The following is a 12,850-nucleotide window of genomic DNA, read 5'->3' as shown; positions in this document are numbered from 1 at the left end:
CCAAGAGCAGTAGATCTCATGTCGTTACAGCAAACATTCGGTGCCCTCAGAGCACAACTGGCAAAACGCATCATTGGCCAGGACAAGCTGGTAGATCGCCTTTTGATTGCCCTGCTGGCCGATGGCCACCTGCTGGTAGAAGGCGCCCCCGGGCTGGCCAAAACCACCGCCGTGAAGGCGCTGGCGGACCACCTTGAGGGCGATTTTCACCGCATCCAGTTCACGCCCGACCTCTTGCCATCCGACGTAACCGGCAGCGAGATCTATCGGGCTGAAACCGGGCTGTTTGAATTTCAGCGTGGCCCCATCTTCCATAACCTGGTACTCGCCGACGAAATCAACCGCGCCCCCGCAAAGGTACAATCTGCCCTGCTCGAAGCCATGGGCGAGCGCCAGATCAGTGTCGGCATGCAAACCTTCCCGCTGCCCAAACTGTTCATGGTAATGGCCACCCAGAACCCGATCGAACAGGAAGGCACCTACCCGCTGCCGGAAGCTCAGCTCGACCGTTTTCTTATGCATGTGGTGATCGATTACCCGAGTGCCGATGCCGAGCGACAGATTCTGCACCTTGCCCGCAGCGACTACCGTCAGGGAATCCCGAACGTAGACATTCGTCTAACAGAGGATCAGGTGATGGAGGCCCGAAAGGCCATCTCGGATATTTATATGGCCGAACCCGTTGAGCAGTACCTGCTGGCACTGATTCTGGCCACACGGGATGCGGCAGCACTCGACCCGGAACTGGCCCGCTGGACCGCTTTTGGCGCAAGCCCCCGGGGCACCATTGCACTCGACCGATGCGCACGGTCCCTGGCCTGGCTGGATGGTCGGGATTACGTGACGCCCGACGACATCCGTGCCATGGCATTTGATGTGCTTCGACACCGTATTCTTCTGACCTTCGAGGCTGAGGCCGAAGGAATGACTGCCGATGCTGTGCTCCAGCGTCTGATTGACCGGGTTCCGGTAACGGCCTGACACCATGGGCGATACCGGCGCAGGCACACACGTTTCGTTGCAGGACCTGGTTCGGCTGCAAGCCGATGCCCGAGCCCTCAAGTTGCCCTCTGTTCGCCAGGTGCGTGGTCGTCAGGCAGGCCTCCGGCAGTCACGCCAACGTGGCCGGGGCATGACCTTCGCTGAAGTCAGGCAGTACCAACCCGGCGATGACATTCGCAGCATTGACTGGCGAGTGACGGCCCGGCGCCAATCACCCCATACCAAGCTGTATGAAGAAGAACGTGAACGCCCGGTTCTGCTGATTGCAGACCTTGGGCCAACTCTGTTTTTCGCCAGCGCCGGCGCCTACAAACAAGCGCGCTGCGCGCAGATTACCGGGCTTCTGGCCTGGCTGGCGCTCTGGGCCGGAGACCAGGTTGGCGGCCTGGTTTTCAACAACCAGTCGCTGGAAGTGTTGCGGCCGGCCCGACGCAAGAAATCACTGCTACGGCTGCTGGACACGCTGGCCAGGCAACAGTACCAACCTGAGTCGCCTCCTTCGCTCTCGCTGCCCGACGGCCCAGGGCTGAACACTGCGCTGGCCGAGGCCCGACGAGTTGCCCACACCGGCAGCCGAATTTTTATCATCAGTGACTTCATGACGCTCACTCCGGACACCACCAGCCTGCTGGGGGCACTCGCGCGACACAACACCGTTAGCGCGTTGAGAATCATGGACCCACTGGAAAAGGAGCTGCCCCGCAGTGGCCGGTTTGCCGTGGCCGGGCCGGAAGGTCCGGTCTGGTTCGATGCCGCCAACCCGGATTTCCAAAAAGCCTGGCACGACAAAGTCACCAGCCATGAGCAGCAACTCTCGAACTGCTTCCGAACCTCCGGTGTGCAGGCGGCCACCATCATGACCGACGACAACCCGGCCGAGGCTCTACGACTTCAGCTCGGGCCGGGAGGACGGATAGGATGAACGGCCAGGATCCATTAGCACAATTGCGCGACATACACTTGCCGGCAACCGGCGGCTGGTGGCCGCCAGCGCCCGGATGGTGGGTAATCGCGGCCCTGGCGCTGATCATTCTGGCGGCGCTGATCTGGTGGTTCCGCAACCATCACAAACGCAATCAGTGGAAGCGGCAGGCCAGAACGGAACTGGCTGAGCTGGCCAGACAGGCGGAGCACGCCCGTCATGAGCCGCGCTGGTTCAGTGAACTTAACAGCCTTTTAAAGCGCGTTGCCCGCAAAACCCACGCCAGCCGACACCCGGAATCCATGACGGGTGATCAGTGGATCGATTTTCTGCTCGAAACACTTCCCAAAGACCGCATTGCCTCAAGGGACACAGCCGAAGCGCTGGCGGCAGCCCCGTGGCAGCCAGAACCGAATCTGGAACCGCGTGATGCCCTCGCCTTTGCCTCTCTGTGGCTGGAGGCCCAGTTATGATCAGCCTTGCTTACCCATGGGTGTTGCTGCTGACACTGGCGCCCCTTGTTTTGCTGACGACAAGGAAAAAAAGCGAGCCCGTTGATGCTCCAGTGATCCCTGTCGGGCACTGGTTATCCGGTATGCCCGGCGTCACAAATACCGGTCAGTCCACTCCTCGCTGGCGCCAATTGCTGGTTCTGCTCGCCTGGCTGTGCCTGGTTCTGGCCCTGGCTCGACCCCAGCATGTGGGCGAACAGATACAGATGCCGGTCACCGGTCGGGACCTGATGCTGGTAGTGGATATTTCGCCCAGCATGGAAGAACAGGACATGGTGTTTATGGGCCGCAGCATTAACCGGCTTCAGGCCGTTAAACGCGTGCTGGACGATTTTATTGACCAGCGCGAAGGCGATCGGCTGGGATTGATTCTGTTTGGCACAGAACCCTATGTTCAAGCCCCCCTGACCTTTGACCGGGAAACCGTGCGAACTCTGTTGAATGAAGCCGGGCTGGGCATGGCCGGCAGGGCAACCGCCATCGGCGATGCCGTCGGCCTGGCCGTTAAACGGCTGCGGGATCGTCCCCAGGAGCAACGGGTGGCCATCATGCTGACTGACGGTGCCAACACGGCTGGTGAAATCACTCCCGACAAGGCCACAGAAATAGCCGACGCCGCCGGTGTACGGCTGTACACCATCGGTATCGGAGCTGACTCCATGCTCCAGCGAGGGCTTTTTGGTTCCAGCCGGGTGAACCCCTCCCGAGATCTGGACGAAGAGTTGCTGACCCGCATGGCCGAGCAGACCGGTGGTCGTTATTTCCGGGCCCGGAGCCTGCCAGAACTTGAAATGATTTACGACAGCATTAACCAGCTGGAACCGGTGGAGCAAGACGGGCAGTACTTTCGCCCGGTAACGGAACTCTATGTCTGGCCCGCCGGGATAGCCATCGCCATCTGGCTGATATTATTAGCCAACCGGCTGGTGAGCGGCCGTTACCACCCGACTGATGCTCTGGGGGAGGTTGACCGTGGCTGACTTTCATTTCCTGCGCCCGCTCTGGCTTTTTCTGATCCTCACATTGCCGCTGCTGTACCTGGCGCAACACCGGTTAAGGCAAGGCAATACCGGCTGGGCTCGTTACATTCCCCCCGCACTGCTGCAGCCGCTGATTCGACGCCGGGGGGAGCAGGCAGGCCAAAAACCCTCGTCCCCTCTGTTGGCGGTGAGCCTGGCGGCCGTGATCCTGGCTCTTGCCCTTGCGGGGCCAAGCTGGCGCCAGGCACCTACGCCCCTTAAACAGCCGGAAGACAGCCTGGTGATCGCTCTGGACCTTTCACTCTCCATGCTGGCCACTGACGTAGAACCGGACCGCCTGACCCTAGCCAAACGCAAAGTGCGGGACATTCTTGCTGAACGCCAGGGCGGCTTGACCGCACTTCTGGTGTACTCCGGCGATGCCCATGTTGTCACGCCCTTGACCGAGGATCACCGGACGATAGAGGCGATGTTGCGAGTGCTGGAGCCCACCATTATGCCGGCCCAGGGCAACCGCACAGACCTGGCAATCGAGCAGGCTGTTCGATTGCTGGAGAACGGTGCGCCCGGTCGCGGCCGCATTCTGCTGATTGCCGACGACGTACCGGCAAAATATCAGATACCGGTAAGCAACCGGCTCAACGCCACGCCTTACACTCTCAGCACGCTGACCGTGGGAACCGAAGAAGGTGGCCCCATCCCCCTTGCTCGCCGCGGTTTTATCCGGGACGGCAACAACATCGTCATCACCAAGGCAGACCCGACTGGCCTGGCCGACCTGGCCCGCAGTGCGGGCGGAAAAAGCCATGAACTGACCCTGAATAATACCGATATCCAGGCCCTTGAACTGGAACCCGATGTGACCGGCGAGTGGGCCGAAACCCGGGACGGGCTGACCATCAACCGCTGGCAGGACGACGGCTATTGGCTGTTGTGGCTTGCTTTACCACTGCTCCTTTTGGGCTGGCGCCGGGGTGCTTTCGCGATACTGGCACTGTCACTTCTGCCCCTGACTGTGGGCTCGCGCCCCGCACTGGCACTGGACTGGGGCAGCCTGTGGCAACGGGAAGACCAACGGGGGCCGGAGTTGATTGAACAGAACCCGGCACAAGCGGCAGAACTTCTCGAACAACCGGGCTGGCGGGGCTCGGCGCTGTATCGTTCCGAACGCTATGACGATGCCATTAAGGCATTTTCTGAACTCCCGGGCGCCAACGGCCATTACAATCGCGGCAACGCCCTGGCTAAAGCCGGAAAACTGCGGCCAGCCCTTGAGGCTTATCAGAAAGCGCTGGCGGAAAACCCGAACCATGAAGATGCCCGGTTCAATCAGGAGCTGGTGCAGCAAATGCTGAACCAACAGCAACAGCAGCAGAACCCCGGGCAGGAGGGTGACCAGAACCAGGAACAGAATTCTGACCAGCAGAACCGCTCCGACAGTCAGAACAGCCAGTCGCAACAGAGCAATGACGGCCAGCCCGGCGACAACCGTGAGAGCCAGGACAGCAACCCGCAAAACCAGCAGCAACCCCAGGATACACAGAACGCCGAACGTCAGGACGATCCCGGCCAGGCATCCTCTGAACCACAAGCCCCGGAACCAGCCGAAGGCGAGCAACCCACCTCTGGCCAACCATCCGACCCGCAAGCCGAGGCTCAGCCCCGTGCCGAAGCACCGGTACCGGTTACCGAGCAGCCCTTAAGCCAGGGTCAGGAGCAATGGTTGCGGCGCGTGCCGGACAACCCCGGAGGACTGCTGCAACGCAAGTTCCTGCAACAATATCAACAGCGCCAGACTCAACCCGACGAGGGCGATACACCATGGTAAAACACGTTCTGTCATCCCTCTTCTTTTGCCTGCTCCTGTTGGCGGGCCAGGCTTCTGCCAATGAGCTTATCGTCGAGCCGGATCGCACGCAGCTTTATGAAGGCGAAGTGCTGACCCTCACCGTCAAAGGCTCCATGGAAATCGAGATCAACCTGAGCAACCTGTTCAGTTTTGATCTGTCACAGCTCCCGTCCCCGGATATTGAAAAAGTAGAACCCGACTTCGAGATTCTGGCCCGTAACCAGCGTTACAGTGTGCAAACAGTCAATAACGACATGGTCGGTGAGATCACCTGGACCTACCAACTGGCCCCTGCCCGCACCGGCAAGCTCACCATACCCTCACTGACGTTCAAGGACTCCACCTCAGAACCCGTAACGATCGACGTGGTTGACGACACGCCCCCTGATCAACCCGCACCCAGTCGGGACAGCTTTATAGAGCTGTCTGCAGACAAGGCTGAAATGTACGTGCAAGAGCAACTGGTTCTCACGGTGCAGCTGTATTTCTCCGGCAACCTGATTCGCGGAGAACTGTCTGATCCGGACCATCCGGACGCCATTATCGAAGGTCTTGGCAAACAGCGGGAATTTACCACCCAGAGGGATGGCAGGCGCTACCGTGTGGTAGAGCGGCGCTATGCGATATTTCCGCAAAGCCACGGTGAGCTCAGCCTGCCCCCGATCCGGTTTGAAGGTCAGGTTCGGGATGCCTCCGGCCAACTGCGCTTCCTGCGGGATACACAACAACTGTACAGCGTCCCTGTCAAACCGGTGCCTGCCAACTACCCGGACAATCACCCCTGGCTGCCCGCGACCAGCCTGGCGCTCTCGGAAGAAGGACTGCCGTCTACACAGGAACTCACCTCCGGCAGTAATCTGAACCGGAAAATCACGCTGCAGGCGTCCGGTTTGCCTGCTGAAGCACTGCCCCCGCTGCCCATTGAGTATCCGGCGGCGATCAGGCACTACCCTGAGCAACCCCAGCGAAACACCGAGCCCACACAAGACGGCTTGCGATCCACGCTGCAGCAGGTGTCGGCACTGGTACCGGTGAATGCCGGTGACATCGTTCTGCCAGCCGTCCGTATACCCTGGTGGAATACCAAAACCGATCAGTTGGAAGAGGCCATCCTGCCAGAAAGGCGCTACTTGATTGACGGTGAGAACGTTGCCGCCGCCGAATCTGTCGCCGATGAATCGGCAATATCGGATAACACGATCAATGACGTCTCGGGGCCAGAGCCCGTTTCACCCACGGACACCCGCTCCCCCTGGTTGTGGAGCACCTTGGTACTGGGCAGCTTGTGGCTGGCTACACTGGTGCTCTGGTGGCTGTACCGGAAACGTCATGGCAGCAAGCCGGAAATGGCAGAGCCTCATGACGACAGTGAAAAGGCAGCGTTCGAACAGCTGACCGCCAGCATCCACCGGGGGTCACCCGAGGTCTCCCGGATGCTGCTGCGCTGGGCACGGCTGAAATTCCCCCGTCAGGGCTTTGTAACCGCCGAAGAGGTGGCAAGATTCAGTCACGATCAGGCTCTGGAAAAAGCGCTCAGAGAGTACCAGAGGGACCTCTACGCGTCGGGCAGTACCAGCAACGGGGGTATGGATAGAACGCTGAAAGGATCGCTGCTAGAAGCCGTCTCTCGGCTGAGGGAGCACAAAGAGACGGTTAGCCGGGAGGATGGACTGGCGCCGCTCTACCCGTCCGGATTATCAGGATAATCGGACGGGCCCGAAATAGTACTGACGGTCAGTTGGTGAGCTGCTGATTAATTACCAGCTCCACCCGCTGGCTTTCAGCCCCCGGTGACAGTACCTCGGCTTCGACCTGGCCCTGCCAGTCGCCCGGCTGCGGGTTGATGGTGCCACTCCGGCTCAACCTGGCCACAATCACCACCTCTTGCGCTGAAGAAATCGTCGCCTGCGGTGACATGGCATAGCTGTCGTCCAGGCGAATATCCGCAGGCAGAGCGCCCGCATTCAAACGGGCAACCGCAACCGGTGCGCCGCTCGAGGTTCCGGCGGCGCGGGCAAAGATAAACAACGTGGTATCGGCCGGCACCTGATCCAGGAAGGCATCGTCCAGTGACACCCGGAGGTCAACACCCGCTGACGGCTCAGCGGCTTCAGCGCCGGGCTCTGCGGGTGGTGTTTCTCCCAGGCGGGTGTAAGCTTCGGCGATGCCCCCGCGAATAGCGGCAATTTGGGGGTGATCTGGCGCAACGTCGACAATGGCCCCCCAATACTCGATCGCTTCCCGATAGTTCTGCTGGCTGAAGGCGTGTATCCCCAGCAGCCCCAGCGAATTAACTTCGTCCGGGTTCAATGCCCGGGCGTTGGAAATCGCCTGCTGAACATCCGCAGTCATCTGCCCTTCGGTATCAAAAAACAGCGCCTGTGCCGACAATCCATAGGCAACCGCACTGGCACTGGGGTCTTCAGCAACCACGCCGGCCAGTCGCTGATAGGCCTCAGCTGCATCCCGGTACTTTTCGATCCGCATGTACGTTTGGCCAAGCATGGCCCAGCCGTCGGCATTATCCGGGGCAGCCTCCAACCGCTGTCTCAACTGGTCGGCCAGTTCCGCCATACGAGCGACCTGGTCATTACCCGATGCGTCCATCTGCTGCATGGTGATGAACTGTTCTACCTGATCCATCGAGCCCCACTGCTGATACGCATAAAAAGCAACGGCCGGAATCAGCAGAATGGCCAGCAAGCCCACCGCCATGGCGCTGCGCCGGCCGGGCACGTGCTTCTCCGGTACTGCATGCTCAGGTACATCATCGAGCATGGAGCCCGCCAGTTCGTCTTTCAGCTGCTCGTAGGTTTCATCATCAAGAACTCCGGCTTCATGCTCCTCGTCCAGTTCCCTGAGGCGCGATTTATAGGCCAGCAGGTTCTGGTTTCGGAGATCAGACTCAATTCTTGATTTCGGCCGGTGGAAAAATACCGGGTAAAGTACAAACGCGAGGGCAAACAGAATGAGTACCGCTGCGGCAATCCAGAATGTTTCGGTCATGGAGTCATTGTCACCGTTAGAAATGTGTTGCGCGGATCAACTTAAGATTGCTGATCCTTGTCTGCCAGCATCTGTCGAACCCGAGCCTTTTCTTCCTGGCTCAGGGCAGGCTCTTCCTGATCTCGCTTTCGGGAGCGCATCGCCACCCCGGCAACAATCAGAACACCACCTATGACGGCAATGGCAGGAAATGCCCAAAGTACAATCGTGCGTTTGTCGACCGGTGGTTTGTATTGGACAAACTCTCCGAACCGGTCGACCAGATCGCCAACAATTTCATCGTCTGAAGCGCCCTCGCGCATCAGGCGGTAGACCTGATCGCGCATATCTTTCGAGATCGGGGCGTTGGAATCGGCAATGTTCTGGTTCTGGCACTTCGGGCAGCGAAGCTCAGCAATCAGATCCCGGTATCGCTGCTCTTCTGCCCGGGTTTCGAAGTCGTAAACTTCTGCTACCTCAGCGCGGGCAACGCCCGCCAACGCAAGCAAAAACATCAGGGCAGTCAGGTAACGCATCAACTTTTCCCCCTGGCCTTGTTGATCACGGGCAGCAGAATTTCTTCCCACACCTGCTCATTGACGACGCCCACATGGCGGTACTGAACCACACCCTCAGCGTCAATTACGAAGGTTTCCGGAGCGCCGTAGACCCCGAGATCAAAGCCGAGTGAGCCCTGCGGGTCGAAGATGATCTGCTGGTACGGATTTCCCAGGCGCCCGAGGAAACGGAATGCCGTTTCCCGCTGATCCTTGTAGTTGAGCCCGATAATGCGAACGCCTTTCTCGTTTGCCAGCTGCATCAGGTATCCATGTTCATCCCAGCAAGCCGGACACCATTCCGCCCAGACATTCAGCAGCGACACCTCACCCTTGAGCAGCGACGCATCCAGCAGCTGCTCGGGGTCGTTCAGGCTCTGCAAACTGAAGTCCGGTACCGGCTTGCCGATACGCGCTGATTCCAGCTTGGTTGGATCCTTACCGATACCTGCGGCAAGGAAAACACCGACCGCAACGGCAAAAACCAGAGGCAAAAAAAGCAGCACACGCTTCATGACGAAGCCTCCGCGTGCTTGCCGGTCACAAGGTTGCCCGCCCGTGCCTTATCCGCGGCTTCGTTACGGGCTTTAATCCGGTAACGTTTGTCCGCAATTGCCAGGAAACCACCTATCGCCATGATCAAGGATCCTAACCACAACCAGCGCACCAGAGGCTTGTACTGCACACGAATCGCCCAGGCCTCATCCGAAATACGCTCACCGATGGCCACGAAGATGTCCCGGAACAACCCGGCGTCAATGTCCGCCTCGGTCATCACGCTCATACCCACCGGATAGTTACGCTTTTCCGGGTGCAACTCAGACACCTTCTTGCCGTCCAGCAGCACATCGAAACTGCCGTATTGAGCCGTGAAATTGGCACCCCGGCGGTCTCCGATCTCTTTGAAGAGAATCTGGTAGTCACCCACCATCGCTGAGTCGCCCGGCACCATGCGCACATCGCGCTCAATACCGTAGTTCGAAACCACCGTCGCACCGGCCATCACCATCGCAACGCCCAGATGGCCAAGCACCATGCCCCAGTAACTCCGGGTCTGGCGCTTCAGACCATGCAGTCGCCCTTTACGGGATGACGACTTGTCCCACAGGTCCCACAGGGTGGCAACCGTCACCCATATGGCCGTGAACACACCGGCAAAGGCCCAGGGCTTGAAGTCGCCGTACATCTTAATGACCGCGACACTGGCAACCAGACTTACCGCGAGGGGCCACAGCAGTTTACGGCCCAGCCATCCGCCATCGGTCTTCTTCCAGCGCGAGAAGATGCCGGTACCCAACAACAGGCCCGCAGCGATTGCGAGCGGGCTGAAGGTGGTATTGAAAAAGGGCTCGCCAATCGACAACTTGCCCATATCCAGATAATCCAGAACCAGCGGGTACAAGGTGCCGATGGCCACCAGAAGCGTTGCGGTAACCAATAGCACATTGTTCAAAAGCAGGAAGATTTCCCGTGACAGTGAGCCATAGCGGGACCGCACGTGCACCACAGGAGCCCGGAACGCATAGAGCGCCAGACTGCCGACCACGGTGATACCCAGCAGCATCAACAGGAACGAGCCACGCTCAGGGTCCGAAGCGAACGCATGTACCGAGGTGAGAACGCCGGAGCGCACCAGGAAGGCGCCCAGCAAGCTCAGTGCGAAAGTCACGATGGCCAGCAATACGGTCCAGCTTTTGAACACGCCGCGTTTTTCGGTCACCGCCAGCGAGTGCATCAGCGCGGTGCCGGACAACCAGGGCAACAGGGATGCGTTTTCTACCGGATCCCAGAACCACCAGCCGCCCCAGCCAAGCTCGTAGTAAGCCCACCAGCTGCCCAGCGCGATGCCGATGGTCAGGAACGACCAGGCAATGGTGGTCCAGGGCCGGGACCAGCGGGCCCAGGCCGCGTCCAGTCGGCCATTGATCAGAGCAGCGAGAGCAAAGGCGAAGGCCACGGAAAAGCCGACATACCCCATATACAGCATAGGCGGGTGAATGATCAGCCCAATGTCCTGGAGCAAGGGGTTGAGATCCTGACCGTCAGTCGGAACGTTCGGGAGCAACCGATCAAACGGATTCGAGGTAACGATGATGAACAGGAAGAAGCCCACGCACACCATGCCCATGACCGACAAAACCTGCGACACCATGGTCGAGGGCAACTTGCGACTGAATACAGCCACTGCCAGCGTCCAGCCCGTCAGCATCAGAATCCACAACAGCAGGGAGCCTTCGTGACCACCCCAAACCGCACTGAATTTATAGAACCAGGGCAGCATGCTGTTGCTGTTGTTGGCCACGTAGGCCACAGAAAAATCATCGACGATGAACGCGTGAGTCAGTATGGCGAACGCCAGTCCGGTGAACACAAACATGCCGGATGCCAGTGGCCGGGCAAACGCCTGCAGACTGTCGCGCCCGGTCAAAGCGCCCGCCAGCGGCACAACAGAAAGCAGCACCGCCAGCAACAGTGCAAGAATCAGTGCAATTTGTCCGAGTTCCGGATACATCAGGACTCTCCTACGTCAGAAATAAATTGGGGCTCAGTAGGCCGTAGTTTCTGCAGCTTTATCTACGTCTGCCGCTTTGTTCTGTGCTTTTGAAGACTTCTCCAGAGCGTCCGCCACTTCCGGAGGCATGTAGTTCTCGTCGTGCTTGGCCAGTACCTGATCCGCCACGAAGACACCCTCATTGTTCAGGCGCCCCATAGCAACCACGCCCTGCCCTTCGGCAAACAGGTCTGGGAGGATGCCGACATACTCAACCGGGACAGACGCCGAGAAGTCCGTCACCTTGAACTCTACTTTCAGGGTCTCGGTGTCACGTACCACACTGCCGGCTTCAACCATACCACCCGCACGGATGCGCACATCCACCGGCGCATTGCCGGCCGCAATTTCAGTCGGATCGTAGAACAGATTGATGTTCTGGCGCAGCGCGTAGGTTGTCAGGCCCACCGCAATGGCCAGGCCGGCAACGAGGAAAAGCACAATAGTCAGTCGTTTTTTGCGAATCGGATGCATGGGTTACCTGCTGGTCAATCCTGGGAAACTTCTACTCGGGTAAACGTAGCCGGTGCCTTTGGCTTCGGCTGGCCAACCTTGCTCTGCTGTTCGTAGCCGCGTTTGCAAATCTGATAGATATCCTGATGGGTCCTGAACGACCAGAACATCATCCCGGCCAGCAGAAGCACGAACACGCCATAACAGACCCATACATAGGGGCCGTGTCCTTCCATGACAAGAAAGGCTGAAAAAGAGTCGAATGCCATGGGTTACTTCCCTCCCGCCAGTACCAGGTCTCTTACCCACCGGGTGCGTTGCTCACGTATCAGAATCTCCGTTTTCATCCTCAGGCACGCCAGCCAACCGAACAGTAAATAGAGACCAAGAATCGCCAGCACCAAAGGCACCCACATTTCCACCGCCATGGAGGGCTTTTCAGTCAACTTGAACGTCGCCGGCTGGTGCAGTGTATTCCACCAGTCCACCGAATATTTGATGATAGGGATATTTACTACCCCCACCAGTACCAGAACCGCAACGGCGCGGGCTGCGGACTTTTCATCGTTGATGGCTCGGTCCAGTGCGATGACGCCACCATACAGGAACAACAGGATCAACATGGAAGTGAGACGGGCATCCCACACCCACCAGGTACCCCAGGTAGGTTTGCCCCACACAGCGCCGGTAAACAGCGACAAAAAAGTGAACACCAGACCGACTGGCGCAACGGCCTTCACGAACACATCGGCCAGCTTCATGCGCCAGACCAGAGTGACCACGGCAGAGAAGGCCATCATGATGTAGATAGACTGGGCCAGAAAGGCAGCGGGTACGTGAATAAAGATGATCCGGTAACTGTTACCCTGCAGATAATCTTTCGGCGCAAAGGCCAGCCCCCACACAATTCCCGCCACTAACAGGAGCAAGCCACTGGCCAGCAGCCAGGGCATGAAGCGGGTTGCAATTCCATAGAACCACTTGGGGGAACCCAGCTTGTGAAAAAATTGCCACATCAGTTGGTCACCGTCTTGCTAAT

At 58.9% G+C, this 12,850-nt stretch carries 13 protein-coding genes; 6 read left to right on the top strand and 7 right to left on the bottom strand.

What is annotated here, in order from left to right:
- The first annotated feature begins 18 nt into the window (after window positions 1–18).
- From QPL95_RS01245 to QPL95_RS01220, 6 genes are read left to right on the top strand one after another with little or no spacing between them, the layout of a single operon-like run.
- Entirely contained in the window at window positions 19–981 is a 963-nt protein-coding gene (locus tag QPL95_RS01245; protein ID WP_303289202.1) for a MoxR family ATPase, read from the top strand.
- Between the two features lie 4 nt (window positions 982–985).
- Window positions 986–1,924: a DUF58 domain-containing protein gene (locus QPL95_RS01240; RefSeq protein ID WP_303289201.1), complete on the top strand. Its 939-nt coding sequence runs from the start codon at window positions 986–988 to the stop codon at window positions 1,922–1,924.
- Window positions 1,921–2,397 (top strand): DUF4381 domain-containing protein, encoded by a 477-nt coding sequence (locus tag QPL95_RS01235; protein ID WP_303289200.1) that lies wholly within the window; start codon window positions 1,921–1,923, stop codon window positions 2,395–2,397. The genes QPL95_RS01240 and QPL95_RS01235 overlap by 4 nt, the downstream gene beginning before the upstream one ends.
- The gene (locus QPL95_RS01230) at window positions 2,394–3,416 is read left to right on the top strand and encodes a VWA domain-containing protein (RefSeq protein ID WP_303289199.1); all 1,023 of its coding nucleotides are present in this window, start codon (window positions 2,394–2,396) and stop codon (window positions 3,414–3,416) included. The genes QPL95_RS01235 and QPL95_RS01230 overlap by 4 nt, the downstream gene beginning before the upstream one ends.
- The gene (locus tag QPL95_RS01225) at window positions 3,409–5,244 is read left to right on the top strand and encodes a VWA domain-containing protein (protein WP_303289198.1); all 1,836 of its coding nucleotides are present in this window, start codon (window positions 3,409–3,411) and stop codon (window positions 5,242–5,244) included. The genes QPL95_RS01230 and QPL95_RS01225 overlap by 8 nt, the downstream gene beginning before the upstream one ends.
- Window positions 5,238–6,971, top strand: a complete 1,734-nt coding sequence (locus QPL95_RS01220; RefSeq protein ID WP_303289197.1) for a BatD family protein — start codon at window positions 5,238–5,240, stop codon at window positions 6,969–6,971. Before QPL95_RS01225 ends, QPL95_RS01220 begins: the two co-directional genes overlap by 7 nt.
- A gap of 28 nt (window positions 6,972–6,999) precedes the next feature.
- On the opposite strand, the gene ccmI is transcribed toward QPL95_RS01220, so the two are convergent.
- Genes ccmI through QPL95_RS01185 form a run of 7 tightly spaced genes read right to left on the bottom strand, consistent with a single transcriptional unit; the run spans window position 7,000 to window position 12,827 of the window.
- Window positions 7,000–8,271: a c-type cytochrome biogenesis protein CcmI gene (gene ccmI, locus QPL95_RS01215; protein WP_303289196.1), complete on the bottom strand. Its 1,272-nt coding sequence runs from the start codon at window positions 8,269–8,271 to the stop codon at window positions 7,000–7,002.
- Window positions 8,272–8,312: 41 nt separating this feature from the next.
- Entirely contained in the window at window positions 8,313–8,786 is a 474-nt protein-coding gene (locus QPL95_RS01210; protein WP_303289195.1) for a cytochrome c-type biogenesis protein, read from the bottom strand.
- A complete protein-coding gene (locus QPL95_RS01205; protein ID WP_303289194.1) occupies window positions 8,786–9,322 on the bottom strand; it encodes a DsbE family thiol:disulfide interchange protein in 537 nt (178 codons plus the stop codon). Before QPL95_RS01205 ends, QPL95_RS01210 begins: the two co-directional genes overlap by 1 nt.
- Window positions 9,319–11,319: a heme lyase CcmF/NrfE family subunit gene (locus tag QPL95_RS01200; RefSeq protein WP_303289193.1), complete on the bottom strand. Its 2,001-nt coding sequence runs from the start codon at window positions 11,317–11,319 to the stop codon at window positions 9,319–9,321. The genes QPL95_RS01205 and QPL95_RS01200 overlap by 4 nt, the downstream gene beginning before the upstream one ends.
- A gap of 33 nt (window positions 11,320–11,352) precedes the next feature.
- Complete coding sequence (gene ccmE / locus QPL95_RS01195) at window positions 11,353–11,832, bottom strand: cytochrome c maturation protein CcmE (RefSeq protein WP_303289192.1); 480 nt, start codon at window positions 11,830–11,832, stop codon at window positions 11,353–11,355.
- A 14-nt stretch (window positions 11,833–11,846) separates the two neighbouring features.
- On the bottom strand, window positions 11,847–12,080 hold the full coding sequence (gene ccmD, locus QPL95_RS01190; protein WP_303289191.1) for a heme exporter protein CcmD: 234 nt from the start codon (window positions 12,078–12,080) through the stop codon (window positions 11,847–11,849).
- Between the two features lie 3 nt (window positions 12,081–12,083).
- Window positions 12,084–12,827: a heme ABC transporter permease gene (locus QPL95_RS01185; RefSeq protein ID WP_303289190.1), complete on the bottom strand. Its 744-nt coding sequence runs from the start codon at window positions 12,825–12,827 to the stop codon at window positions 12,084–12,086.
- Window positions 12,828–12,850: the final 23 nt, after the last annotated feature.

Origin of the sequence: Marinobacter sp. SS5-14b (assembly GCF_030541005.1) — a bacterium.
In the GTDB taxonomy this organism is placed as follows: domain Bacteria; phylum Pseudomonadota; class Gammaproteobacteria; order Pseudomonadales; family Oleiphilaceae; genus Marinobacter.
The sequence above is the reverse complement of the archived record's forward strand: the minus strand, read 5'-3'. Positions and strand labels throughout refer to the sequence as shown.

What these genes read in the sequence shown, in the direction of transcription:
- ccmE (WP_303289192.1), bottom strand. Translation starts at nt 11,832, where the DNA reads ATGCATCCGATTCGCAAAAAACGACTGACTATTGTGCTTTTCCTCGTT.
- QPL95_RS01240 (WP_303289201.1), top strand. Translation starts at nt 986, where the DNA reads ATGGGCGATACCGGCGCAGGCACACACGTTTCGTTGCAGGACCTGGTT.
- QPL95_RS01205 (WP_303289194.1), bottom strand. Translation starts at nt 9,322, where the DNA reads ATGAAGCGTGTGCTGCTTTTTTTGCCTCTGGTTTTTGCCGTTGCGGTC.
- QPL95_RS01230 (WP_303289199.1), top strand. Translation starts at nt 2,394, where the DNA reads ATGATCAGCCTTGCTTACCCATGGGTGTTGCTGCTGACACTGGCGCCC.
- QPL95_RS01245 (WP_303289202.1), top strand. Translation starts at nt 19, where the DNA reads ATGTCGTTACAGCAAACATTCGGTGCCCTCAGAGCACAACTGGCAAAA.
- QPL95_RS01220 (WP_303289197.1), top strand. Translation starts at nt 5,238, where the DNA reads ATGGTAAAACACGTTCTGTCATCCCTCTTCTTTTGCCTGCTCCTGTTG.
- QPL95_RS01200 (WP_303289193.1), bottom strand. Translation starts at nt 11,319, where the DNA reads ATGTATCCGGAACTCGGACAAATTGCACTGATTCTTGCACTGTTGCTG.
- QPL95_RS01210 (WP_303289195.1), bottom strand. Translation starts at nt 8,786, where the DNA reads ATGCGTTACCTGACTGCCCTGATGTTTTTGCTTGCGTTGGCGGGCGTT.
- ccmI (WP_303289196.1), bottom strand. Translation starts at nt 8,271, where the DNA reads ATGACCGAAACATTCTGGATTGCCGCAGCGGTACTCATTCTGTTTGCC.
- ccmD (WP_303289191.1), bottom strand. Translation starts at nt 12,080, where the DNA reads ATGGCATTCGACTCTTTTTCAGCCTTTCTTGTCATGGAAGGACACGGC.
- QPL95_RS01185 (WP_303289190.1), bottom strand. Translation starts at nt 12,827, where the DNA reads ATGTGGCAATTTTTTCACAAGCTGGGTTCCCCCAAGTGGTTCTATGGA.
- QPL95_RS01235 (WP_303289200.1), top strand. Translation starts at nt 1,921, where the DNA reads ATGAACGGCCAGGATCCATTAGCACAATTGCGCGACATACACTTGCCG.